23 protein-coding genes are annotated in these 22,082 nt (G+C 64.6%); 9 read left to right on the forward strand and 14 right to left on the reverse strand.

Features of this window, described 5'->3' with window-relative positions; all coding sequences use genetic code 11:
• Positions 1-8 precede the first annotated feature (8 nt).
• The 3 genes from RX333_RS09665 to parC are packed head-to-tail and all read right to left on the reverse strand — an operon-like array spanning position 9 to position 4,615.
• The gene (locus tag RX333_RS09665; RefSeq protein WP_316014728.1) at positions 9-1,121 is read right to left on the reverse strand and encodes a M48 family metallopeptidase; all 1,113 of its coding nucleotides are present in this window, start codon (positions 1,119-1,121) and stop codon (positions 9-11) included.
• Positions 1,121-2,311, reverse strand: coding sequence for a YjgN family protein (locus RX333_RS09670; RefSeq protein WP_316014729.1), 1,191 nt, complete (start codon positions 2,309-2,311; stop codon positions 1,121-1,123). The genes RX333_RS09665 and RX333_RS09670 overlap by 1 nt, the downstream gene beginning before the upstream one ends.
• 3 nt (positions 2,312-2,314) lie before the next feature.
• Entirely contained in the window at positions 2,315-4,615 is a 2,301-nt protein-coding gene (parC, locus tag RX333_RS09675; RefSeq protein ID WP_316014730.1) for a DNA topoisomerase IV subunit A, read from the reverse strand.
• Positions 4,616-4,720: 105 nt separating this feature from the next.
• Here parC and RX333_RS09680 point away from each other — a divergent pair, with 105 nt between their 5' ends.
• The 4 genes from RX333_RS09680 to RX333_RS09695 all read left to right on the forward strand — a co-directional run bounded on the left by RX333_RS09680 (position 4,721) and on the right by RX333_RS09695 (position 7,402).
• Positions 4,721-4,927: a twin transmembrane helix small protein gene (locus RX333_RS09680; RefSeq protein ID WP_316014731.1), complete on the forward strand. Its 207-nt coding sequence runs from the start codon at positions 4,721-4,723 to the stop codon at positions 4,925-4,927.
• Between the two features lies 1 nt (position 4,928).
• Positions 4,929-5,501, forward strand: a complete 573-nt coding sequence (locus tag RX333_RS09685) for a cob(I)yrinic acid a,c-diamide adenosyltransferase (RefSeq protein WP_316014732.1) — start codon at positions 4,929-4,931, stop codon at positions 5,499-5,501.
• 210 nt (positions 5,502-5,711) lie between these two features.
• Entirely contained in the window at positions 5,712-6,473 is a 762-nt protein-coding gene (locus RX333_RS09690; RefSeq protein ID WP_316014733.1) for an electron transfer flavoprotein subunit beta/FixA family protein, read from the forward strand.
• A complete protein-coding gene (locus tag RX333_RS09695) occupies positions 6,473-7,402 on the forward strand; it encodes an electron transfer flavoprotein subunit alpha/FixB family protein (RefSeq protein ID WP_316014734.1) in 930 nt (309 codons plus the stop codon). Before RX333_RS09690 ends, RX333_RS09695 begins: the two co-directional genes overlap by 1 nt.
• 60 nt (positions 7,403-7,462) lie before the next feature.
• On the opposite strand, the gene RX333_RS09700 is transcribed toward RX333_RS09695, so the two are convergent.
• From RX333_RS09700 to RX333_RS09710, 3 genes are all read right to left on the reverse strand, one after another.
• Positions 7,463-7,678 (reverse strand): hypothetical protein, encoded by a 216-nt coding sequence (locus RX333_RS09700; RefSeq protein ID WP_316014735.1) that lies wholly within the window; start codon positions 7,676-7,678, stop codon positions 7,463-7,465.
• Between the two features lie 170 nt (positions 7,679-7,848).
• On the reverse strand, positions 7,849-8,556 hold the full coding sequence (locus tag RX333_RS09705; protein ID WP_316014736.1) for an NYN domain-containing protein: 708 nt from the start codon (positions 8,554-8,556) through the stop codon (positions 7,849-7,851).
• A 57-nt stretch (positions 8,557-8,613) separates the two neighbouring features.
• On the reverse strand, positions 8,614-9,456 hold the full coding sequence (locus RX333_RS09710; protein WP_316014737.1) for a DUF6473 family protein: 843 nt from the start codon (positions 9,454-9,456) through the stop codon (positions 8,614-8,616).
• Between the two features lie 123 nt (positions 9,457-9,579).
• On the opposite strand from RX333_RS09710, the gene RX333_RS09715 reads away from it, so the two are divergent.
• The 3 genes from RX333_RS09715 (at position 9,580) to RX333_RS09725 (ending at position 12,082) form a co-directional block, all read left to right on the forward strand.
• Positions 9,580-10,455 (forward strand): 3-hydroxybutyryl-CoA dehydrogenase, encoded by an 876-nt coding sequence (locus tag RX333_RS09715; RefSeq protein WP_316014738.1) that lies wholly within the window; start codon positions 9,580-9,582, stop codon positions 10,453-10,455.
• Between the two features lie 435 nt (positions 10,456-10,890).
• Positions 10,891-11,466 (forward strand): YceI family protein, encoded by a 576-nt coding sequence (locus tag RX333_RS09720; RefSeq protein WP_316014739.1) that lies wholly within the window; start codon positions 10,891-10,893, stop codon positions 11,464-11,466.
• Positions 11,467-11,512: 46 nt separating this feature from the next.
• A complete protein-coding gene (locus RX333_RS09725) occupies positions 11,513-12,082 on the forward strand; it encodes a cytochrome b (RefSeq protein ID WP_316014740.1) in 570 nt (189 codons plus the stop codon).
• A 1-nt stretch (position 12,083) separates the two neighbouring features.
• Here the strand turns inward: RX333_RS09725 and RX333_RS09730 are convergent, their stop codons facing one another.
• Genes RX333_RS09730 through RX333_RS09755 form a run of 6 tightly spaced genes read right to left on the reverse strand, consistent with a single transcriptional unit; the run spans position 12,084 to position 16,420 of the window.
• Positions 12,084-12,350, reverse strand: a complete 267-nt coding sequence (locus tag RX333_RS09730; RefSeq protein ID WP_316014741.1) for an HPr family phosphocarrier protein — start codon at positions 12,348-12,350, stop codon at positions 12,084-12,086.
• Positions 12,351-12,353: 3 nt separating this feature from the next.
• Positions 12,354-12,755, reverse strand: a complete 402-nt coding sequence (locus RX333_RS09735; protein ID WP_316014742.1) for a PTS fructose transporter subunit IIA — start codon at positions 12,753-12,755, stop codon at positions 12,354-12,356.
• Complete coding sequence (rapZ, locus tag RX333_RS09740; protein WP_316014743.1) at positions 12,752-13,660, reverse strand: RNase adapter RapZ; 909 nt, start codon at positions 13,658-13,660, stop codon at positions 12,752-12,754. Before rapZ ends, RX333_RS09735 begins: the two co-directional genes overlap by 4 nt.
• Positions 13,657-14,076: an HPr kinase/phosphatase C-terminal domain-containing protein gene (locus tag RX333_RS09745; protein ID WP_316014744.1), complete on the reverse strand. Its 420-nt coding sequence runs from the start codon at positions 14,074-14,076 to the stop codon at positions 13,657-13,659. Before RX333_RS09745 ends, rapZ begins: the two co-directional genes overlap by 4 nt.
• Positions 14,073-15,719 (reverse strand): ATP-binding protein, encoded by a 1,647-nt coding sequence (locus RX333_RS09750; RefSeq protein ID WP_316014745.1) that lies wholly within the window; start codon positions 15,717-15,719, stop codon positions 14,073-14,075. Before RX333_RS09750 ends, RX333_RS09745 begins: the two co-directional genes overlap by 4 nt.
• Before the next feature lie 2 nt (positions 15,720-15,721).
• A complete protein-coding gene (locus RX333_RS09755) occupies positions 15,722-16,420 on the reverse strand; it encodes a response regulator transcription factor (protein ID WP_316014746.1) in 699 nt (232 codons plus the stop codon).
• A gap of 292 nt (positions 16,421-16,712) precedes the next feature.
• Between RX333_RS09755 and RX333_RS09760 the strand changes: the two genes are divergently transcribed.
• Positions 16,713-18,317: a phosphoenolpyruvate carboxykinase gene (locus RX333_RS09760; RefSeq protein WP_316014747.1), complete on the forward strand. Its 1,605-nt coding sequence runs from the start codon at positions 16,713-16,715 to the stop codon at positions 18,315-18,317.
• Positions 18,318-18,466: 149 nt separating this feature from the next.
• On the forward strand, positions 18,467-20,773 hold the full coding sequence (gene katG, locus RX333_RS09765) for a catalase/peroxidase HPI (protein WP_316014748.1): 2,307 nt from the start codon (positions 18,467-18,469) through the stop codon (positions 20,771-20,773).
• Positions 20,774-20,809: 36 nt separating this feature from the next.
• Here the strand turns inward: katG and RX333_RS09770 are convergent, their stop codons facing one another.
• Positions 20,810-21,181 carry a VOC family protein gene (locus RX333_RS09770; RefSeq protein WP_316014749.1) on the reverse strand — a complete coding sequence of 124 codons (372 nt, stop codon included), beginning with the start codon at positions 21,179-21,181 and terminating at the stop codon, positions 20,810-20,812.
• 4 nt (positions 21,182-21,185) lie between these two features.
• Positions 21,186-21,965, reverse strand: coding sequence for a sulfite exporter TauE/SafE family protein (locus RX333_RS09775; protein ID WP_316014750.1), 780 nt, complete (start codon positions 21,963-21,965; stop codon positions 21,186-21,188).
• Positions 21,966-22,082 lie beyond the last annotated feature (117 nt).

Below are 22,082 nucleotides of genomic sequence, written 5' to 3' on the forward strand. Positions count from 1 at the left end.
GACACGGTTCAGTCGATAGGCGCGGTTTCGGAGCAGATCGCGCGCAGTGCCAGCCATTGCGCCTCCGTCAATGCCGGGCGCGCTTCTGCCGGAGATAGCGCCGCCGCCTCCGCACGCTCCGCCCTCTCGATCAGGTCGGGATGAGTCTCGAAATGGGTGAACACCGTATCGGCGCTGGCAACCTCGGGCACCAGCCGACGGAAGAAATCGCCCAGCGGTGCCGACGAGATCGCCGCCGCTTCCAACCGATCGAAGGCGAACTGATCCGCGGCGGCCTCGGCCTCCCGCGTGTAGGAAGCGTTCAGCAGCTGCTGTGCGACGAGAACCGAGCCCGCGCCGCCCGCGAAGTCGCCGAGCACGACACTGATCAGCCCAGCCGACCCCGCCGCGCGCAAGGTCAGCCGAAGACCATCACGCGCAGCCACGTGACCGATTTCATGCGCGAGCACCCCCGCCACCTCGTCGGGATGCTCGGCATCGAGGATCAATGCGTCGAGGAACAGGACGCGCCCGCCTGGCAGCGCCAGCGCATTGGCAATCTCCGACTTCCAGACCTCGACTTCCAGATCGTATGGCAGATCGAGATCGCCCTGCACCCTCTCGGTCAGGACGTCGAGTGCCCGAACACCCTTGGGCTCGATACAAACCTCGGGCGCCTCGCCCATCAGCATCGTGCCGAAATTCGCGAGGCTGCCGCGGACCCTGTCGCCCAGCTTCGCCTCGGCCGAAACCGGTACGCGCGGGGCGAGGAAGTCCGCGGACATGGGAACAAGGACGAACAGGATGCCCGCCGTCGCGGCGATCGCTCCAGCCATCCACAGCGCGGTCCGCCGCAATCTGCGCGGACCGGGCAAGGGTCGCTCGAACCTGCGCACGCGGCGGCGCAGTTCCTTGATCAAGCTCGGTGCGACGATGTCGAGCCGCTCGTCACCCGTCGATCTGGCCAGCGTAGCGTGCTCTGCATCGCCACCTGGCAATCCGCGCAGTTCGAACAATGGCCAGCGGGCGAGAGGTCGACCGGTGACGGCTTCGGAGATCTCGAGTTCCTCTCCGACGATCTCTGCCGTAGCGATCCACGAGCGGGGACTTTCGCCATCGAAATATCGTGCCGAAGCCGCCATCAGAACGCCCCCCCTACATCGAGCGCATCGGCGAATCCTTCGGCCTCGATCATCTCGTCCCGCTCCCGCTGTCGGATCGCGTTGAGCGCTTCGGGCGCGCGCAGGCTCAGCGTGGTCACGTAGTGCCGCAGCAGTGGCTGGGTGATGAAAACCTCGGACAACGCCGTCGTGAAAACGATGAACCCGACATATCCCGCCACCAGCCCCAGCAGGGGCCCCGTGGCCGAAAGGAGTGACGGGTCCAGGTCCGTCAGGACGCCGGTTCCAGACAGCACCAGCCCCGCGACGATGCCGAGGATCGCGAAGAACACGCTTCCGATCAGTGCCACCAGAAGCCAGCCGAGGATATAGATCCCGATCACGGTTCCCGTTCGGGCGTGCGACTCGAAAGTGACACCACCGAGTGTCTTCCGGCTCGCCAATCTACGGAACGAAGCGACCTGGTAATGCACCCAGGCAATCAGGATGAGCGGCATCAGCAGCACGAACCCGAGGAGATAGAGCGGCTCTCCTGCCGTCTGCGCGGTACCCAGCAGTCCGAGCGACATCAGGATTGGCAGCATCACCAGCATCCACGGCCCCAGCAGCATCGTCCAGCGGCCGCCTTGAGCGAAAGAGGTATCGCCGTAGAAGCTGCGATCGGTCCGGAACCGTTCGAGATGAAAATGCGCGCGCGGGTAAAGAAGGCCCAAGGTCAGGACCACGCTGATTCCATGCAGGATCGCGAGGCCGACATAGCGCCACGCACCAGGACTTTGCCCGAACCGGATGCCCCGCAATCTCGTCCGCGCGAGGATATAGCGTCTTGCGCGATACTGGGCATAGAACAACAGCGGGACGAGCGGCAGGGTCGTCAGCGCGCTGCCGATCTCGGTACTGCCGAACAGCGCGATCCCCAGATAGGTCAAAGCAACGTAAGCGAAGGTCAGGTAGACCGCGAGGAAGACCATCGCGATCAGGAAGCCCAAGAGCTTCTCCAATCCCGTACCGGTATATTCGAGCGGGCTGCCATCGACGCGGGTTGCGTTCCAATAGTGACGCCGCAGTTTCGTCCGCAGCCAGAACCGATAGATGCCGAGCGTCAGGACCGTCAGCAGGTTCAGCCGCAGAGCCAGCCGGAACAACCGGCCACCCGAACCGGTGAAGCCGAGCGGCAGACGCGCCTGAACTGGATCGCCGAACGTTGACACGGCTCAGAACCTGTTGTCGCGCGGGAAGCCCCGCGGCGCCATGCGGCCGGTACCGGCCCGCTTGCCAAGCCAGTCGGCGAGATCGGATTGGGTCCGCGTGCGGCCGCCGCTTTCCTTCCACTGGAGGCCATCGGCAAGGGCGAAGGTAATGGCGTCGCTGAGGCCGCCATCCTTGTATTTCTGCAAGCGCACGCCCTTGCCTCGCGTCATTTCGGGCAGTTCGTCGAGAGGGAAGACCAACACCTTCCGGTTTTCTCCCACGACGGCGACGTGGTCGCCGGTGACGGGCGTGCAGACCTGTGCGCGTGCCTCCCGCAGGTTCAGCGCCTGCTTGCCGCTGCGGGTCTGCGCGACGATCTCCGCCTCCGGCACCACGAATCCGTCCCCCGCATTCGAGGCGACGAGCAACCGTCGCGACGGATCGTGGGTGAAGAAGGCGAGCACTTCCGCCTCGTTCGGCAGATCGACCATCAAGCGAACCGGCTCTCCCATCCCGCGACCGCCGGGCAGGTTCGCAGCACTGAGCGTATAGAAGCGTCCATTGGTGCCGAACACGATCAAACGGTCGGTCGTTTCCGCATGGAAGATGAACTTTGGCCCGTCGCCATCCTTGAACTTCAACTCACTGTCGAGTGCGATGTGCCCCTTCATCGCGCGGACCCAGCCCATCTGCGAACAGACGACGGTGATCGGCTCCCGCTCGATCATCGCCTCGAGCGGTACTTCCTCGGTCTCGCCCGCATCGGCGAACCCGGTCCGACGGGCTCCGACCGGATAGTCGGCACCATCCGCCGCCTTGAGATCGGCGAGGCTTTCGGCCGCCGTTATGCCCTTGTATTTCGCCGGGGGACCGAAGGCCTTGCGCGTCTCGCGCAGTTGATCCGCGATGCGCCCCCACTGCATCTCGTCAGAGGCGAGCAGCGCCGTCAGGTCCTCACGCTCGGCCAGCAAGGCCTCGCGCTCACGCCGCAACTCCATTTCCTCCAATTTCCGCAAGGAGCGCAGGCGCATGTTGAGGATGGCTTCGGCCTGGGTTTCCGTCAGCCCGAATTCGCCCATCATGACGGGCTTGGGCTCATCTTCGGTCCGGATGATCTCGATCACGCGGTCGAGATTGAGAAAGGCGACGATGTAGCCCTCGAGAACCTCGAGCCGCGCCGCGATCTTGTCCAGCCGGTGACGGGACCGTCGTCCCAGCACGTCGCGCTGATGGTCTAGCCAGGCGCGCAGCACGTCCCGCAGGGAACAGACCTGCGGGGTGCGACCGTCGATCAGCACATTCATGTTGAGCGAGAAGCGCGTCTCGAGATCGGTCTGCCGGTAAAGTGCGCTCATCAGCGTGGCTGGATCGACCGTGCGGGACTTCGGCTCCAAGACGATGCGAATATCCTCGGCGCTTTCGTCGCGGATGTCGGCGAGGATCGGCAGCTTCTTGGAATTTATCAGTTCGGCGATGCGCTCGATGAGCTTCGATTTCTGAACTTGGTAAGGAATCTCGGTGACGACGATCTGCCACTGGCCACGGCCCAGATCCTCACGCGTCCAGGTCGCGCGCAGGCGGAAGGCGCCCCGCCCCGTCGCATAGGCCGCGCGGATCGCCGCGGGTGGCTCCACGATCGTGCCGCCGGTCGGAAAGTCGGGACCGGGCACGAACTCCACCAGCTTCTCGATCCCGGCATTGGGCGTCTTGATGAGGTAGAGCGCAGCATCGATGACCTCCCCCACATTGTGGGGCGGGATATTGGTCGCCATGCCGACAGCGATGCCGCTGGCGCCGTTGGCCAAGAGGTTCGGAAAGGCGCCGGGCAGCACTTCCGGCTCGCTCTCCGATCCATCGTAATTGGGACGGAAATCGACGGCGTTCTCGGCGAGCCCTTCCATCATCGCGGTCGCCACGGCCGTCATCCGCGCCTCGGTGTAGCGCTGCGCCGCCGGGTTGTCCCCGTCGATATTGCCGAAGTTTCCCTGCCCGTCGACCAGCGGGTAGCGCACCGCGAAATCCTGCGCCAACCGCGCCAGCGCGTCGTAGATCGCCTGATCGCCATGCGGGTGATAGTTGCCCATCACCTCGCCCACGATCTTGGCGCATTTGCGGAACGCGCCGTTCGGGTCGAGCCGCAGACCGCGCATGGCGTAGAGTATGCGGCGATGCACCGGCTTCAGGCCGTCCCGCGCGTCTGGCAACGCACGGTGCATGATCGTCGACAACGCGTATTGCAGATAGCGATCCCCGATCGCGCGGCCGAGCGGCTCCTGCGTTACGTGGCCTTCGGTATCGGCGGTCGGATCGGTCATGTCGGTCATGGGTTCACGTTTAGGTCGCACCGTGGAGACGGTAAAGTGCCAAAGGTCACCCCCGCGACCGCGTGGCCCCTTTGCACCGGAGAAGCGGCGCGCTAGGTCTGGCGCATGGTTACAGGACTCCCCCTCTACATCATCGGCATCGCCTGCATCGCCGTGCTGGTCGTGCTCCTCATCGGCGTCGGTGGCTTTGCCAAGGGCGGCGATTTCAACAAGAAACACGCGAACAGGATCATGCGCCTGCGCATCCTGCTGCAGTTCATCGCCGTCATCGTGATCGTCGGCGCGGTCTGGTTCGCCCGGAACGGAGGCTGAGATGGTCGTCCTCAACAAGATCTACACCAAGACCGGCGATCACGGGGAGACCGCGCTGGGCAACGGATCGCGCGTGGCCAAGCATTCCACTCGCGTCAGCGCCTATGGCACCGTGGACGAGGTCAATGCGACCGTGGGCCTCGCCCGGCAGGTGGCCGAAGGCGATATGGATGCCCGCCTCGCCGCGATCCAGAACGATCTTTTCGATCTCGGCGCCGATCTGTGCACGCCGGACATGGAAAAGGACGCGGAGCGCGAGTATCCGCCCCTGCGCGTCGCCGACAGCCAGGTCTTGCGGCTGGAGTCGGAGATCGACGCGATGAACAAGGGGCTCGAGCCTCTGCGCAGCTTCATCCTGCCCGGTGGAACCGCGCTCGCCGCGCAGATGCACCTTTGCCGCACAGTCGCGAGGCGCGCCGAGCGGCTGGTGGTGGAACTGGCGACCATGGAGACCGTGAACCCCGCCGCGGTGAAGTATCTCAACCGCCTCAGCGACTGGTTCTTCGTCGCGGGCCGTGTCGCGAACGACGGCGGCTCGGGCGACGTCCTGTGGGTGCCCGGAGCGAACCGTTGAAGCGGATGGATGACGCGACGGCTTGCTAGGCGTCCCGCTACCGCCTGACGTGACGTTGGATTTGACGTGCACGTCACTTGGTCGGAGAAATCCGGCGTCGAACGGCGCGAAGCCGTCGCATTCATGACTTGGTCCCGCGACGCACGGGTCTACATGGATGGTCGAGAGAAAACCGCCGGCCATGTCCGGCAAAACAGTGGAGAGACGCCAATGAAGGTGCTGGTGCCCGTCAAGCGCGTGATCGACTACAACGTGAAGGTCCGTGTGAAGGCGGACGGAAGCGGTGTCGATCTCGCCAACGTCAAGATGTCGATGAACCCGTTCGACGAGATCGCCGTCGAGGAGGCGATCCGCCTGAAGGAGGCCGGCAAGGCCGAGGAAGTCATCGCCGTTTCCATCGGCGTGAAGCAGAGCCAGGAGACCCTGCGCACCGCGCTCGCGATGGGGGCCGACCGCGCGATCCTGATCGTGGCCGCCGATGACGTCCACAAGGATATCGAGCCACTCGCCGTCGCGAAGCTGCTGGCCAAGGTGATCGAGGAAGAGCAGCCCGGTCTGGTCATCGCGGGCAAGCAGGCGATCGACAACGACCTGAACGCCACCGGCCAGATGCTCGGCGCGCTGACCGGCTGGGCGCAGGCGACCAACGCCAACGAGGTGTCGATCGACGGCGACCATGCCACCGTGACGCGCGAGGTCGATGGCGGCCTGCAGACGATCAAGGTGAACATGCCCGCGATCATCACGACCGATCTGCGACTGAACGAGCCGCGCTACGCGTCGCTGCCCAACATCATGAAGGCGAAGAAGAAGCCGCTGGAGGAGAAGACGCCCGAGGATTACGGCGTCGACGTCTCGCCGCGCCTCGAGATCGTCAAGACGTCCGAGCCTGCGGAACGCTCCGCCGGCGTGATGGTCGGCTCGGTCGAGGAACTGGTGTCGAAACTCAAAAACGAAGCGGGGGTGCTCTGATGGCCGTCCTTCTGGTTGCCGAAATCAACGGGGGAGAGCTGCAACTCGACCCGACCGCGAAGGCGCTGACGGCTGCGAAGCAGCTGGGCGATGTCGATGTGCTGGTCGCATCGGGTGACGCGGGCGCAGGTGCGTCCGAGGTCGCCAAGCTCGACGGCGTGGCGAAGGTACTCTCCGTCTCCGACGCGAGCCTCGCGCATGGGCTGGCCGAGCCGCTGGCCGCGCTGGTGGCGAAGCTGGGCGAGGGTTACGACCACATCGTCGCACCGGCCACCGTGCAGGGCAAGAACGTGATGCCGCGCGTCGCGGCCCTGCTCGATGTCATGGTAATCACCGACATCTCCGCCGTCGTGGACGGGGACACGTTCGAGCGCCCGATCTACGCGGGCAATGCCGTGCAGACGGTCAAGTCCTCCGACGCCAAGAAGGTGCTGACGGTCCGCACCTCGACCTTCGATGCGGCGGGCGAAGGCGGCTCGGCTTCGGTCGAGGATGCGGCGATGGTCGAGGGGCCCGGCCTCTCCGAATGGGTCGAGGACAAGGTCATGGAGAGCGATCGCCCCGACCTGACCTCCGCGAAGGTCGTGGTTTCCGGTGGTCGCGGCGTGGGTTCGGAAGAAAACTTCGCGATGATCGAGAAGCTGGCCGACACGATGGGTGCCGCGGTGGGCGCATCGCGTGCCGCGGTCGACTCGGGCTATGCGCCGAACGATTGGCAGGTCGGGCAGACCGGCAAGGTCGTGGCACCCGAGCTTTACATCGCGGTCGGCATCTCCGGCGCAATCCAGCACCTCGCGGGGATGAAGGACTCCAAGGTGATCGTCGCGATCAACAAGGATGAGGAGGCTCCGATCTTCCAGGTCGCCGATTACGGCCTGGTGGCGGATCTCTTCGACGCGGTTCCCGAGCTCGAGAAACAGCTCGGCTGAGCGGACCGGTCAAACGACAGACGCCCCGTCCGGATGAGCTCCGGGCGGGGCGTTCGTTTTTCAGGCGTCCCGGTCGCTCACCGCTATCAATCTGCGGCAGAGCGGCCAGCTCGCGATGGCCGCGGCGATCCCTCCCAGACACAGAATGATATTCGAGGCTGGTGCCGCGATTCCAGCGAGGCTTTCCGCAGCCCAGAGCGGCAGCAGCACGAGCAACGAAAACTCGATGCCGACAAGCACGGCCATCAAGACGCCCGAGAGGCGATCGGATTGCATTCAGGCAAACTCCGGGTGGCACGCAGTTACCCGTGGTCCCGGCTGTCCGGGCACGTCGCGCGCGACCCGAGATGGAATGTGCGCTTGCCGATCTGACCCGGCAAGCCTCGTCACAAATCGTGAAAGAGGGTCGGTCGACCCGCGAGCTGCCGCACGAATGGAACGCTCGCCTAGTCCTTGCGGCGGACCACGACGCGATTGCCCGCATCACGGCTCACATCGAACGCTCCGGTCTTCTCCACCAGTTTCGACAGGCTGGCGCAGCCATATGTCCGAGCGTCGAAATCGGGGCGTGCATTGCTGATCCGCTGGCCCAGGACGCCGAGAGAAACCCAGTCATCCTCCTCCTCCAGCTCCGCAATGGCACCGCGCAGGATCGGAAGGGCGGCCGATGGCGGTTCGGTACGGCGCTTCTCCGGCATGTCGGAGCCGTTCTGACCGCTCATCAGGTTCTCGTTGTAGATGAACCGGGTGCAGGCCGCGCGAAAGGCCTCCGGCGTCTTCTGCTCGCCGAAGCCGTAGACGACGGCGCCCTCTTCCTTGATCCGCTGGGCGAGCCGCGTGAAATCGCTGTCCGAGGAGACGAGGCAGAAGCCATCTACCGAGCCTCGGTGCAGCAGATCCATGGCGTCGATCACCATCGTTATGTCGGATGCATTCTTGCCTTTGACATAGGCAGGCTGATGCGTCGGGATCAGCGCATGGGTTGCCAGCTTCTTGTCCCAACCGCTCATCTCGGAACGTGTATAGTCGCCATAGATCCGGCGCACGTTCGCCTCACCAAGCCGCGCGATCTCGTCGAACAGGGCGTGAGCGACGTTGTGGTTGGTGTTGTCCGCATCAATCAGCACGGCGAGCTTGCGCGAGGTTTCGGCCATCGGACGTCCTTTTCTGTTTGAGGACAGGACGTAGCGCGTCAGCCTCCCCGCGCAAAGTCATAACATGCGGTGACCCAGCAGTTGTTCGACCGGTTGGGCCAGCAGGTCCGCCGCCTCGGCATGCATGGCATGGGACGGGAGCCGACGCGCGACCTCCGGCGGTTTGCGGCCCGGCATCCGTTCGCCTTCGGCCGCTTCCGTACTGGCGACATACTCCACATAGAAGTCGGCATGTGGCCGCAGACGCTCCACCATCTGCCGATCCACGAAAGACGGTGTCAGATCGCGCGCGGGCAACGGGATCATCCGTCCATCCTCGTCCGGCGAACTGTCGGAGCACCAGAACAGGATCGTCGGTGTCTCGATATCCGTCAGCAACTCCTTCATCCGGGCATGCCACGCCTCTCGCAACTCGACCTCGACCACCTTGAACCGATCCGCGCTGACCCTGTGCAGCGTCGCCAGCATGTTGAGCACGAAACGGAACTGGTCGAAATCCACTTCGGGATAGAGCGCGCGCAGCATGTCGCTGACCGACCTCAACCTTGCATTGCGTCTGGTGAAGACAGAGTAGAGGCGGTTCGACACCACATGGGCCGACATGACGGAGACGATGCACGCGCGCGCATTCGAACACGCCTCCAGCAAGACGGGATCCTTCAGGAAGAAGCTCGCGCCCGCGCCTGGCGTTCCCCAGTTCGCACACGTCGTTCCGACGTTCTGCTGCAGTCGGGAAGGCCAGGGGTCGCTTGCGAACCGTCCGTAGGTTTCCGACCCGCCGATGCAGGCGACATAAGGTCGGCGAAGGTCCGGCTTCGGTCCGCGAAAGACCTGTCGCGAGCGTCCCCAGCGGTACTCTCGATAATCGACCCCTTGCGTCATCACGGACAGAAAGCTCATCTCGGTTTCCTTACGCTGCGCCCATGCCCCCTCTTAAGGCACGAGATCTGAACAAATCCTGAACGGCTTGCGCAGCGGAACCGGGACGCCATATGGTGCGGCGCAACGGTGAGAGGTGCGGACATGGAAATCAGGACGGTGGGCGTGGTCGGCGCCGGTCAGATGGGCAACGGTATCGCCCATGTGTTCGCGCAGGCGGGTTTCGACGTCAAAATGACGGATATCTCCGCGGCGGCGCTTGAGGCATCGGTCGAGCGGATCGGCACGAATCTCGACCGCCAGGTCGCGCGCGACCGCCTGACCAAGGCCGACCGGGACGCGGCCATGTCGCGCATAACGACGACGGATCAGCTTTCCGAATTGGGATCCTGTGATCTGATCATTGAGGCGGCCACGGAGAATGAGACGATCAAGCACCAGATCTTCGCCGATCTCGCTCCGCATTTAGGTCCTGACACGATCCTGACATCGAACACGTCCTCGATTTCCATCACCCGGCTGGCTTCCAAGACCGATCGGCCCGAACGGTTCATGGGTTTCCATTTCATGAACCCGGTTCCGATCATGAGCCTCGTCGAGCTTATCCGCGGGATCGCCACGGATGAGGCCACGTTCGATCTGCTCAAGGGTGTCGTGGCCAAGCTGGGCAAGACGGCGGCGAGTGCCGAGGACTTCCCGGCCTTCATCGTGAACCGGATCCTCATGCCGATGATCAACGAGGCGATATATACGCTCTACGAAGGGGTCGGCTCGGTCGAGAGCATCGATACGTCGTTGAAGCTGGGGGCCAACCACCCGATGGGCCCGCTCGAACTGGCCGATTTCATCGGGCTCGACACCTGCCTCGCCATCATGAACGTGCTCCATGACGGGCTCGCCGATACGAAGTATCGCCCCTGCCCGCTCCTGACCAAATATGTCGAGGCGGGCTGGCTGGGCCGCAAGACCGATCGCGGCTTCTACGATTATCGCGGAGATGTTCCGGTTCCGACCCGGTGAGTGGTTGGCGGCGGATCGAGAGCCGATCCGACTACCTTGCCGCATGCTCCGGGCGGCTCTTGACCGGCAACGGGCTGCAATTCAGGGTTCATGCCGACGGCACCCTACATGGGTGCGCCCGGGGCAGGCCTTTCCATGCGACATGGACTTGGCGCGGCCCCCACTTCGTTAGGCTGTCACTGAATGGCGAGACCGGAACGCCGAAGATCGAGCAAATCGAGATCCGGGATGACAGATTGCGGTATCGCGAAATCGATGGGCACTGGCGCGAGGTCCATATCGGGCCTGCCTGATCGTGACTGCCGAGCCCCTGCAATGAGGTCACATGGCCCCATCTGTCGCAATATCGTGAACAATTTGTGGCGTGCTTACCACGTGACAACGGGACCGGTGCGCGCCACCTTCCACACCATCGAAACGCAAAGGAGCCTCGTCATGGGCATTCGCACGATCCTTCTCGCCTCCACGCTCGCATTCGCCCCGCTCGCCGCACATGCGGATTGGGAGGTCGACTCGGCCCACCAGCACATTCAGTTCGAGGTCAGCCACCTCGGCTTCTCGAACACACAGGGCCGCTTTGACAGCTTCTCGATCGCGGTCGAGGATTTCGATCCCGAGAACATCGAAGCTGTGAAGGTCTCCGCCGTGATCGACGCCTCCTCGGTCGCCACGGGCCACGAGCCGCGCGATGCGCACCTGAACCGCGCCGACTTCCTCGACACCGAGGAGTTTCCCGAGATCAGGTTCGTGTCCACCGGGGTCACGCAGACCGGCGATAATACCGCCGACGTGACGGGCGACCTGACGATGCTGGGGCAGACGCATGAGGTCACCTTCGAGGCGATGATGCACAATATCGGCCCCAACCCCTTCAACCCCGAACAGCAGATCGCAGGCTTCACTGTCACTGGTGAGATCGATCGCACCGAGTTCGGAATGGGCTTCGGCGCGCCGGCCATTCCGGCGATGATCCCGGTCGAGATCAACGTCGATCTGATCAACAACGGCTGATCCGGGCGGGCGGCCTTCGGGCCGCCCCTTGCCTCGGGAGGATGACATGCAGATCCGCAATTCGACGCGACGCTGGGGCATTCCTTCCCGCATTATCCATTGGCTGACGGCCGGGATCCTCCTGTGGACACTCGGGCTCGGTGTCTACATGACGAATTTCGTCGCTGACCCGCTGGACCAGTTCGCGCTGACGCAGGTTCACAAGAGCTGGGGTTTCCTCGTGTTCGCGCTCGCCGTGATCCGGGTCGTCTGGCTCATGCTGTCGCCGAAACGCCCTGCCCTCCCGGCCGACACGCCGCGCTGGCAGATCGGTGCGGCGCATGCCAGCCACGCCGTTCTCTATCTGATGATCTTCCTCATGCCGCTTAGTGGCTGGGTCATGTCGGCCGCCGCGCCGATCCAGGACCTTCTGAACATCGACAACAAGGTCTTCGACTGGTTCGTGCTGCCCGATCCCTGGGTGCCCGGCGTGGAGTGGATCGAGAATGTCGCAGCTTGGGTGCACTACTGGTCCGGCATCCTGCTGGGGCTGACCCTGCTCGCCCATATCGGTGCCGCGCTGAAGCACCACTTCGTCGAAAAGGACGATGTCCTGAAGCGGATGACGACCGGCTAGATCACTCGCCTTCGCCGAACCGATCCGCGATCAGGGTTCGCAGCGCGTCGGCCAGTTCGGCCGCTCGAGGACCGTGGGTGACGACCTCGATGGTTGTGCCCTGTGCTGCCTCGAGCATCAGCAGACCCATGATCGAGTCGCCCGACACCGTCTCGCCATTGCGACTGACCGACGCCGTCGCATCGTGGGCCTCCACCACCTCGACGAACCGTGCCGACGCACGCGCGTGCAGGCCCTTCCTGTTCAGGATTTCGAGCGTCTGTTTCATGCCCTACTGCGCCGCCACCTGGCGACCCTCGCGCGCGTCGAGATATCGGCGGCCCGCGTGAAGCGCCGCATTCAAAGCATCGTGGCGCGACAGATGGCGGGATTTGGCGAGTTGGACGAGCATCGGCATGTTCGCTCCCCACAGCACGTCCATCCCGGACCTGTCACAGGCCTTCATGGCCAGATTGGATGGGGTCGATCCGAAGAGGTCCGTCACCATCACGACGCCATCCCCGCGATCCACCTGCGCTACCGCATCGCGTATCTGGGCCTGGCACAGATCGAGCTTGTCTTCGGGGCCGACCGAAACCGCTCGCACGCCTTCGAGCGGCCCGACCACATGTTCGAGCGCTGCCAGGTATTCCCGCGCCAGCCCGCCATGAGCCACGATCACGATACCGATCAATCCGGTGCCACCTCTCGCTTCCCGTCGCGCAGCCCCAATCCGCGCCGGGTCAGTTCCCTGTGCCGAATAGACACGCGCGCACCATCCTCCGCAAGCCTCTTGCCGAGCGTCTCGGCCATGTAGACCGAGCGGTGTTGCCCTCCGGTACATCCGAACCCGAGCGAGAAATAGGATTTGCCCTCGTCGCGATATGCCGGGATCAGGAGCTCGAGAAGGTCGTTCACACGTTCGATGAAGGCATCGTGCCGCGGATCGGCCGCGACATGCGCGGCCACGGCTTCGTTCAGCCCCGTCAGATCTCGCAGCTCAGGAACCCAGTGGGGATTTTGCAGGAAGCGGCAATCGAGCACCATGTCGAGCCCTTGCGGAACACCGCGCTTGTAGCTGAAGGACTGGACGCTGACGGACAAACCGTCCTGTCCCTGCGGCCCGAACCACCGGGCGATCTCCGCCTTCAGATCGTGGGGGGTCAGATCGGTGGTGTCGATGACCACATCCGCGCGATCCCGCAGTCCGCGGAGCAGGTCGATCTCCTGCTCGATCGCGACGGCCGGCGCCTCGGCTTCGAGCGGATGCCGGCGCCGGGTCTCCGAGAACCGACGCAGCAGCACGTCCGGCGCGCAGTCGAGATAGAGCAGACGGCCTGCGATGTCGGGCTCGGTCTGCATCCACTCGGTCAGCCAGATCATGTTGCTGGCCGAGAAACCCCGTGTGCGGACGTCCACCCCGATAGCCAAGGGCCCTGTCGCGGCCCCGCCCTGCGCGACCTGCCGGATCAGCGACAGCGGCAGGTTGTCGATGGTTTCGTAGCGCAGATCCTGCAGCGCCCGGATCGCCGTCGTCCGTCCCGCCCCCGACGGCCCGGTCACGATCACGATGGGATTGCGGTTGGCGACTGCGGTCATGTCTGCTCCTCGAAATCGAGCGATCCGTCCAGCCATAGATGGAGGGTGGCGGCCAGCCCGACAACGCCCCGTGCGGGCAATCGTCGCAACGTGATGCCGCAGGCCGTCCAATCGCTTTGCGGCGGTTGGCGTCCGTCCGGGATCTCATCGAGGTCGACGCAGAGGTGAATACCCGTGGTCACAGCCCCTACCCTCCCGATGCCGATGCCGCGCAGTTCGATCCGCCCGCGGAGGGTCGATGGCGGCGAGGCGACGAGCCGCCCTGCCTCGGCTTCGAGAATGACCCTGTCATCCGCGATCAGACGGCAGCCGCGCGACACGAGATCGAGCGCCAGGCTCGACTTGCCGCTGCCCGCCGCGCCAACGATGATCAGGCCCCGCTTCCGACCGGCGACGGCGGTTGCATGGAGGCTCACTTGGGAAGGCGCACGGTGAACCGCGCGCCCAGAATGGATCCGGCCTCATCCATGCGGTTGGCTGCACGGATGGTGCCGCCATGCGCTTCGACGATCTGCTTGGAGATGGCTAGTCCCAGGCCGCTATGATTCCCGAACTCCTGTCCGGGACGTTCCGAATAAAAGCGGCTGAAGACATCCTCGAGATTTTCCGGCGGGATGCCCGGACCCGTATCCTCGACCCGGATCACCGCGACTTCGTCATCCTCGGACACCTCGACGGACACGGTACCGTCCGGAGGCGTGAAGCTGATCGCGTTCGTGATCAAATTGACGATGACCTGAGCCAGGCGGCCTTCGAGGCCAGGCACCATGACCGGCCGATCGGGCGATTTCGCCTGCAGCGTAACCCCGCCATCGGCGGCGAGGTCCTGATTGTACGAGACCAGCGAACTCGCCAGCGCGGCGAGATCGAACGGCTCCATCTCCTCGCGCACGAGTTCGCTGTCGAGCCGAGAAGCGTTCGAAATATCCGTCACCAGCCTGTCGAGGCGCTGGACATCCTTCGCGATGACACCGAGCAACCTCGCGCGTTGCTCATCCGTCTTCGCGTACTCCATCGTTTCCACCGCCGATCTCAGCGATGTGAGCGGATTCTTGATCTCATGGGCGACATCCGCTGCAAAGACCTCATTGGCCTCGATCCGCTCGTACAAGGCCTGCGTCATCAGGATCAGCGCCCTGCTCAGGTTGCCGATCTCGTCGGGACGGCCGGTCAGGTCGGGAAAACTGATCCGTTCGGGTGCCATGTCCCGAGTCGAGCGGCTGGCCGCCTGCGCCGCGTTGGCGAGGACCCTGAGCGGGCGCGCGATCGAGTTCGCCAGCACGACCGAGAGGCCGATGGACACGGTCAAGGCCAGCAGGAAGACCGTCATCAGCTGTCTACGCTCGCGGCTGACGAGCTCGGGAATATCGCCCGCGCGCGTCGACAGGACCAACGCCCCGACGGGCGCCCCTCGCACGGCCAAGGGAAGGGCGAGGGTCAGTCGGTAGTTCCCGGACGCGTCTCCGCTCACGACCTGCGAGGTGACGCCCGACAGGGCATCCGCCACCGCCTTGTCCAGCTGTGCGCGGGACAGAACGGCTTCCTGCGCGACGTCGCCGCGCCGGGTGAGGGCTGCCAGCCGATCGATGACCTGGTCGTAGATATAGGTGGGACGCGGTGCTTCGGATGGAACGGGCACCCCGTCGCCGTCGGGGCGCGCTTCACGCGTGTCCGCGATGGTGCGCGCATCCGTATCGAAGAGACGTACCCGCGACGCGGACACCCGGCCGATTCGCGTGACGATGGCGCGGGCTTGCCCGATATTGATCGAACCGCTTTCTGTATCGAGCGCGAATTGGTCGATGGTCTCAGCGATCAGCGCGGCATCGCGGGCGAGGGCCTCGGCCCTCATATCCACCAGTGAGCTTTCGAAACGGCTGAGGAAGAGGATCCCGATGACGAGAAATGCCTGGGCCAAGAGGTTGAACAGCACGATGCGACGGGCGATCGGCGAACTGGAATAGAGATGATCCTCCTCGGCGGCTGCCCGTGCACGCGCGGCATGGTCCTTCGACAGCACGCGCCCGTGATCGAGCCCCTGCAAATTGCCCGCCGACACCGTCAGACCTCGGTGTACCGATAGCCGACACCGTAGAGCGTTTCGATGGATGCGAAGCTGTCGTCGACCTTCTTGAACTTCTTGCGCACGCGCTTGATGTGACTGTCGATGGTCCGGTCGTCGACATAGACCTGATCATCGTAGGCCGCATCCATCAGCTGATCCCGGTTCTTGACGAAACCCGGACGCTGGGCCAGCGCCTCGAGGATCAGGAACTCGGTCACGGTCAGCGAGATCGGATTGCCATCCCAGGTCACGGTATGGCGCAGGCTGTTCATCATCAGCTTGCCCCGCTGCATGGTCGTGTCGGCCTCCTCCTCGCTCTCCGGTTCGGCACGTGCCGCCCGGCGCCTGAGCACCGCGCGGATCCGCTCCAGAAGCAGTCGTTGAGAAAACGGCTTGCGCACGTAATCGTCCGCACCCATGCGCAAACCCAGCACCTCGTCGATTTCCTCGTCCTTCGAGGTCAGGAAGATGACGGGGAGGTCGTTCTTCTGGCGCAGCCTGCGGAGCAATTCCATGCCGTCCATCCGCGGCATCTTGATGTCGAGCACCGCGAGGTCGGTATCTCCTTCGGACAGGGCCGGTAGAGCCGCCGCGCCGTCGCTGAAGGTCCGGACCTCGAATCCCTCCGCCTCCAACACCATCGAGACGGATGTCAGGATGTTGCGGTCATCGTCCACCAAGGTGATGCGTTGCATAGGTAAGCCCCCACTGACCGGCCTGTTGCCTTGCTGCAATAGTGCTACCGCGCGCGACATTCCAACGCAACTGAACGCAGCCGATGATACGATTCAAACCGCTTGCGGAATAAAATACCAAAATATGCGGACTGGATTTGCGAAAATTGTCTCGGTAAGGAGTGCGTGTCACCGCCCCTCGCAAGGCGCCATCGCCCGTGGAACTGGCCCTTCCACAGCATAGGGGGCACGATAAGACACAGGCGCGCGCCGCCACAGTATCCCGCGCGCCTCATTCGGGAGCTCAGTCCAGATGGAGACGGGCAAGGTCAACCCTGCACAAACCCTCGACAAAACCGGCATCGAAGGGGTCGCACGCGTTCATTACAACCTGCTGGAGCCCGCGCTGATCGAAGAGGCGCTGGAGCGCGACGAAGGCTCGCTGGGTCAAGGGGGCGCGTTCCTCGTCTCCACCGGCAAGCACACCGGACGCTCGCCCAAGGACAAGTTCGTCGTCGACGAGCCGTCGGTGAAGGACTCGATCTGGTGGGAGAACAACCCTCCGATGGCGCGCGACGCGTTCGACCGGCTGCACTCCGACATGCTCGCTCATGTCCGGGAGGGCGAGCTGTTCGTGCAGGATCTCTATGCCGGTGCCGACCCCGAGCATCGGCTCAATGTCCGGGTCATCACCGAGCTCGCGTGGCACAACCTGTTCATCCGGCACCTGCTGCGCCGCCCCGAACTGGATGAGCTCGAAGCCTTCGCCCCCGAATACACGATTCTCAACTGCCCCAGCTTCAAGGCCGATCCCGAACGGCATGGCTGCCGGTCCGAAACGGTGATCGCGCTGAGCTTCGAGAAGAAGCTGATCCTGATCGGCGGCACCTCCTATGCGGGCGAGAACAAGAAGAGCGTCTTCACGCTTCTGAACTACCTCCTGCCGGAGAAAGGCGTGATGCCGATGCACTGCTCGGCCAACCATGCCCAGAAGGACGCGCATGACGTCGCCGTCTTCTTCGGCCTGTCCGGCACCGGCAAGACCACGCTTAGCGCCGATCCGGGCCGCGTGCTGATCGGCGATGACGAGCACGGATGGTCGGACACCGGCACCTTCAACTTCGAGGGTGGCTGCTATGCCAAGACAATTGGTCTCAGCGCCGAGGCCGAGCCCGAGATCTACAACACCACCTCGATGTTCGGGACGGTGATCGAGAACATGGTGTTCGATCCGCACACCAAGGAGCTCGACTTCAAGGATGACAGCCTGACGCCGAACATGCGCTGCGCCTACCCGCTCGACTACATCCCGAACGCCTCCGAGACGGCCCGCGGCGGAATGCCCCGGCACGTCGTCATGCTGACCTGCGACGCGTTCGGCGTGCTGCCGCCGATCGCGCGGCTGACGCCTGCGCAGGCCATGTACCACTTCCTGTCGGGCTTCACGTCCAAGGTGGCCGGCACGGAGAAGGGCGTAACCGAGCCGTCGCCGACCTTCTCCACCTGCTTCGGCGCACCCTTCATGCCGCGTCGCCCGGAGGTCTACGGCGCACTGCTGCGCGACAAGATCGCCCAGCACGGCGCGACGTGCTGGCTGGTGAACACCGGCTGGACGGGTGGCGCCTACGGCACGGGCTCGCGCATGCCGATCCGGGCCACACGCTCGCTGCTGACCGCGGCGCTGAGCGGGCGGCTCGACGATGCGGAGTACCGCACGGACGAGAATTTCGGCTTCGAGGTCCCCGTTTCGGTCGATGGGGTGTCGGACATCCTCCTTCACCCGCGCCGGACCTGGGACGACAAGGATGCCTATGACGCGCAGGCGGCCAAGCTGGCCGGCATGTTCGCCGACAATTTCGCGCAATACGAAGCGCATGTCGGTGACGACGTGATGCAGATCGCCGTCACGGCTGCCTGATCGACACGGCGGAGGGCGCGTCCTGCGACGATGCGCCCTCCTCTCCTTGGCGGTTCGTGCCGGATGGCAACTCGTTCCCGCCCACTCCTGTCCTATCTGCTGCCCAGACGGCCCCAAGCGGCCAACGGCAGATGACAGGAGTACGCCCCATGACCGAACATGCAGCCACGAAGGGCACCTGCCCGTTCCGCGGAACCCGTATCGGGGGCGCGCAAGGGTCCGAGCCGCAGCTTGATCACTGGTGGCCGAACCGGCTGAAGGTCGAACTTCTCAATCAGGATGCGCCGCAGTCCAATCCGCTGGGCCGTGATTTCGACTATGCCGAAGCGATCGAGAGCCTCGACTACGAGGCGCTGAAGGAGGATATCCGCCAGTTCCTGCACAGCTCGGTCGACTGGTGGCCGTCGGACTACGGCCATTACGGCCCGCAGATGAACCGGATGACCTGGCACTCCGCGGGCACCTACCGGATTGCCGACGGGCGCGGCGGCTCTGCGGAAGGCATGCAGCGTTTCGCCCCCATCAACTCTTGGTGGGACAACGGCAATACCGACAAGTCGCGCCGCCTGCTGCTGCCGATCAAGCTGAAATACGGCTCCAAGGTCTCCTGGGCCGATCTGATGATGCTCGCGGGCACCGTCGCGCTGGAGGATATGGGCCTGCCGCTGCAGGGCTTCGCCTTCGGCCGCGAGGATGCGTGGGAGGCGGATCGCGGAACCTATTGGGGCCCCGAAGGCTGGGACGGCAAGGCCCCGACCGAGGTGCCCGCCGACCCCAAGCTCGGCCATCCCGGCGACATGGTCCACCGCGGCATCCGCTGGGAGGGTGACGTCAAGGAGGACTATTACGACCTCGAAAACCCGCTCGCGGCCTCCCACCAGTCGCTGATCTATGTCGATCCCGAAGGCCCGAACGGCAATGGCGATCCGATGGATGCTGCCCGCGACATCCGTGAGACGTTCGCCCGCATGGCAATGAACGACGAGGAGACGGTCGCCCTCGTCGCCGGGGGCCATGCGTTCGGCAAGTCGCACGGCGCCGTACCCGCCGACAAGATCGGCGGCGCGCCCGAGATCGCGAGGATGAGCGAAGCCGGCATGGGGTGGAGCAACCCCGTCGGCACCGGCAACGCGGAATACACGATGACCAATGGGATCGAGGGGTCCTGGACCCCGAACCCGACCCGCTGGGACAACGATTACCTCACCAACCTCTTCAAGTTCGAGTGGGAGCAGACGAAGAGCCCGGCAGGCTCGCTCCAGTGGACGCCGAAGGACCCCGATGCGCCCAAGACCCCCGACGCGCATATCGAGGGCAAGATGAACCCGCTGATGATGATGACCACGGACATCGCCTTCAAGGTCGACCCCGAGTACCGCAAGGTCTGCGAGAAGTTCCTGGCCGATTTCGACTACTTCACCGAAGCCTTCTCGAAAGCCTGGCACAAGCTAATCCACCGCGACCTCGGCCCGACCTCGCGCTGGCTCGGCCCGGATCAGGGCGGCAAGTTCATCTGGCAGGATCCGACCCCCGAGGTCGATCACCCGCTCGTCGATGCCGACCAGATCGCGCGGCTGAAACGGGACGTGCTCGCCTCCGGCCTGAGCGTCCGCGATCTGGTGGGCGCTGCCTGGGCCTCCGCCTCGACCTATCGCGACAGCGACAAGCGCGGCGGTGCCAACGGCGCGCGTGTCCAACTCGCTCCGCAACGCGGCTGGGCGGTCAACGATCCCGAACGCCTGGAACGCGTGCTGGGCAAGCTTGAGGAACTTAAGTCGAGCTTCGACGGTGAAGGGGCCACCAAGATCTCGATGGCCGACCTCATCGTTCTCGGCGGCTGTGCCGCAGTGGAAAAGGCAGCGGCCGATGGCGGCCACGAGGTCGAGGTCCCCTTCGTCCCCGGCCGCACCGACGCCACGCCCGAATGGACCGACGAGGAGAGCTTCGAATGGCTGCGCCCCGTTGTCGACGGTTTCCGCAACTACGTGGACGAGGCGCCAGGCTACAAGGTCTCTCCGGAACGGCTGTTCCTCGACAGGGCGGCGCTCATGAAGCTCACGGCTCCCGAATGGGCCGTCCTGACCGCCGGACTGCGCGTGCTCGACCAGAACTGGGACGGCTCCGACCTCGGCGTCTTCACCGAGCGCAAGGGCGTGCTCAGCAACGACTTCTTCGCCGAGCTCGTCTCGCCCGACCTTGACTGGCGTCCGCATGACGAGGCCGAGACGCGCTTCGACCTCGTCGAGCGCAAGACCGGCCAGACGAAATGGACAGCGACCCGCTGCGATCTGATCTTCGGCTCCAACACCGAACTGCGCCAGATCGCCGAGTTCTACGCGGGCGCGGATGGCGAAAGCCGCCTGATCGCCGATTTCGTGAAGGCCTGGCACAAGGTGATGATGCTCGACCGCTTCGACGTGAAGGCCGAGCGCAAGGCTGCGGTCGAATTCTGTTGAGCTGCCGGCCCGCCCCTGCAACCGGGGCGGGCCGCTTCAATCGTAGGACGCGATCTCGATCAGGTTTCCGTCCGGGTCGTTGAAATAGACCGACGAGATCGGCCCGCGCGCTCCGGTCTTGGCCACCGGCCCTTCCACGACCTCGACGCTCTCCCGGTGCAGCCGGGACACCACCGCATCAGATGACAGGCTGGTGAGAAGACACACGTCGCCGCAGCCGATCGCGGCATGATTGCGCGTCTCCTGCCCGAGCGTCTGCAGGTTGATCTTCTGGCTCCCGATCTTGAGCGCCTTGCGCCCACCGCCGAAGGTCTCGACCTCGGCACCGAGCACCCGTTCGTAGAACGCCACGGCAGCCTCGATGTCCCGCACCGTCAGGACGACATGATCGATTCCGGTCAGTTGCATCTTCTCACCCCATGATACCGCGCCGCAGCAGGTTCAGCCCCGCCAGAACCAGCACAACGAGCGTTGCACGCCGGAACGCCTCCTGCGCCATCCGGTCTTGCACCCACAGCCCCAGCCCCATCCCGGCGAAGGCCGGCAGGATCAGCAGAACCGACAACGGCAGTGTCACCTCGTCGAGCACGCCGGTCGCTCCGTGCACCAGCGTCACCACGCATAGCCCAAGCAGGAAGATCACGCCCTGAATGCGCACCTGCTCCACCTTGGGAACACCCCGCGCCAACATGTAGAGCACGACCGGAGGGCCGGTGACGGCGGCCAGACCGCCGAAGATACCGGCAAGGATGCCCGATCCGACCATCGCGCTCCGCCGTCGTGCAAGCGCCGCCGACGGACGCCAGCCTGCCAACTGGATCGCCGCAAAGCCCGTGACGCCTGCCCCCAGGACCAGGAACAGCACGCGCGCAGGCAGCACGCTGACCAGGGGCGCGACCAAACCCATGACGACCACGATCAGAATCACGTAGCCGCGAAAGGCCTGGAAGCTGGCCCAGGCATTGCGCGGTCCGTCCCGCAGCGCCTGCCAGACATTGGTCAGCAGCGCCGGCAGCATGAGCGCGGCCACGGCCACGGCGCCCGGCACCAACGATCCGATCCCGCTGACCGCGACCATGGGCAGCGCGAATCCGACGGCGCCCTTGACGAAGCCCGCGACGAACATGATGAGCGCGGCGAGGATCAGCAATTCGACTGGAAAGGTGGCGAGCAGGGGCGCAAAGAAATCCATGAGCCTTGCTGGCATGCGCCTGACCGGGTTGCAAACGTATCCTCGGCCCTCACCGGTCAGACTAATTTCCGATCCATGCGGCGTGACGTCGCGAACGATTGTTGCGCGGTGAACTTG

The sequence above is a fragment of the Roseobacter sp. HKCCA0434 genome (assembly GCF_032464675.1).
In the GTDB taxonomy this organism is placed as follows: Bacteria; Pseudomonadota; Alphaproteobacteria; order Rhodobacterales; family Rhodobacteraceae; genus Pontivivens.

What these genes read in the sequence shown, in the direction of transcription:
- RX333_RS09665 (WP_316014728.1), bottom strand. Translation starts at nt 1,121, where the DNA reads ATGGCGGCTTCGGCACGATATTTCGATGGCGAAAGTCCCCGCTCGTGG.
- parC (WP_316014730.1), bottom strand. Translation starts at nt 4,615, where the DNA reads ATGACCGACATGACCGATCCGACCGCCGATACCGAAGGCCACGTAACG.
- RX333_RS09680 (WP_316014731.1), top strand. Translation starts at nt 4,721, where the DNA reads ATGGTTACAGGACTCCCCCTCTACATCATCGGCATCGCCTGCATCGCC.
- RX333_RS09685 (WP_316014732.1), top strand. Translation starts at nt 4,929, where the DNA reads ATGGTCGTCCTCAACAAGATCTACACCAAGACCGGCGATCACGGGGAG.
- RX333_RS09690 (WP_316014733.1), top strand. Translation starts at nt 5,712, where the DNA reads ATGAAGGTGCTGGTGCCCGTCAAGCGCGTGATCGACTACAACGTGAAG.
- RX333_RS09695 (WP_316014734.1), top strand. Translation starts at nt 6,473, where the DNA reads ATGGCCGTCCTTCTGGTTGCCGAAATCAACGGGGGAGAGCTGCAACTC.
- RX333_RS09700 (WP_316014735.1), bottom strand. Translation starts at nt 7,678, where the DNA reads ATGCAATCCGATCGCCTCTCGGGCGTCTTGATGGCCGTGCTTGTCGGC.
- RX333_RS09705 (WP_316014736.1), bottom strand. Translation starts at nt 8,556, where the DNA reads ATGGCCGAAACCTCGCGCAAGCTCGCCGTGCTGATTGATGCGGACAAC.
- RX333_RS09710 (WP_316014737.1), bottom strand. Translation starts at nt 9,456, where the DNA reads ATGAGCTTTCTGTCCGTGATGACGCAAGGGGTCGATTATCGAGAGTAC.
- RX333_RS09715 (WP_316014738.1), top strand. Translation starts at nt 9,580, where the DNA reads ATGGAAATCAGGACGGTGGGCGTGGTCGGCGCCGGTCAGATGGGCAAC.
- RX333_RS09720 (WP_316014739.1), top strand. Translation starts at nt 10,891, where the DNA reads ATGGGCATTCGCACGATCCTTCTCGCCTCCACGCTCGCATTCGCCCCG.
- RX333_RS09725 (WP_316014740.1), top strand. Translation starts at nt 11,513, where the DNA reads ATGCAGATCCGCAATTCGACGCGACGCTGGGGCATTCCTTCCCGCATT.
- RX333_RS09730 (WP_316014741.1), bottom strand. Translation starts at nt 12,350, where the DNA reads ATGAAACAGACGCTCGAAATCCTGAACAGGAAGGGCCTGCACGCGCGT.
- rapZ (WP_316014743.1), bottom strand. Translation starts at nt 13,660, where the DNA reads ATGACCGCAGTCGCCAACCGCAATCCCATCGTGATCGTGACCGGGCCG.
- RX333_RS09755 (WP_316014746.1), bottom strand. Translation starts at nt 16,420, where the DNA reads ATGCAACGCATCACCTTGGTGGACGATGACCGCAACATCCTGACATCC.
- RX333_RS09760 (WP_316014747.1), top strand. Translation starts at nt 16,713, where the DNA reads ATGGAGACGGGCAAGGTCAACCCTGCACAAACCCTCGACAAAACCGGC.
- katG (WP_316014748.1), top strand. Translation starts at nt 18,467, where the DNA reads ATGACCGAACATGCAGCCACGAAGGGCACCTGCCCGTTCCGCGGAACC.
- RX333_RS09770 (WP_316014749.1), bottom strand. Translation starts at nt 21,181, where the DNA reads ATGCAACTGACCGGAATCGATCATGTCGTCCTGACGGTGCGGGACATC.
- RX333_RS09775 (WP_316014750.1), bottom strand. Translation starts at nt 21,965, where the DNA reads ATGGATTTCTTTGCGCCCCTGCTCGCCACCTTTCCAGTCGAATTGCTG.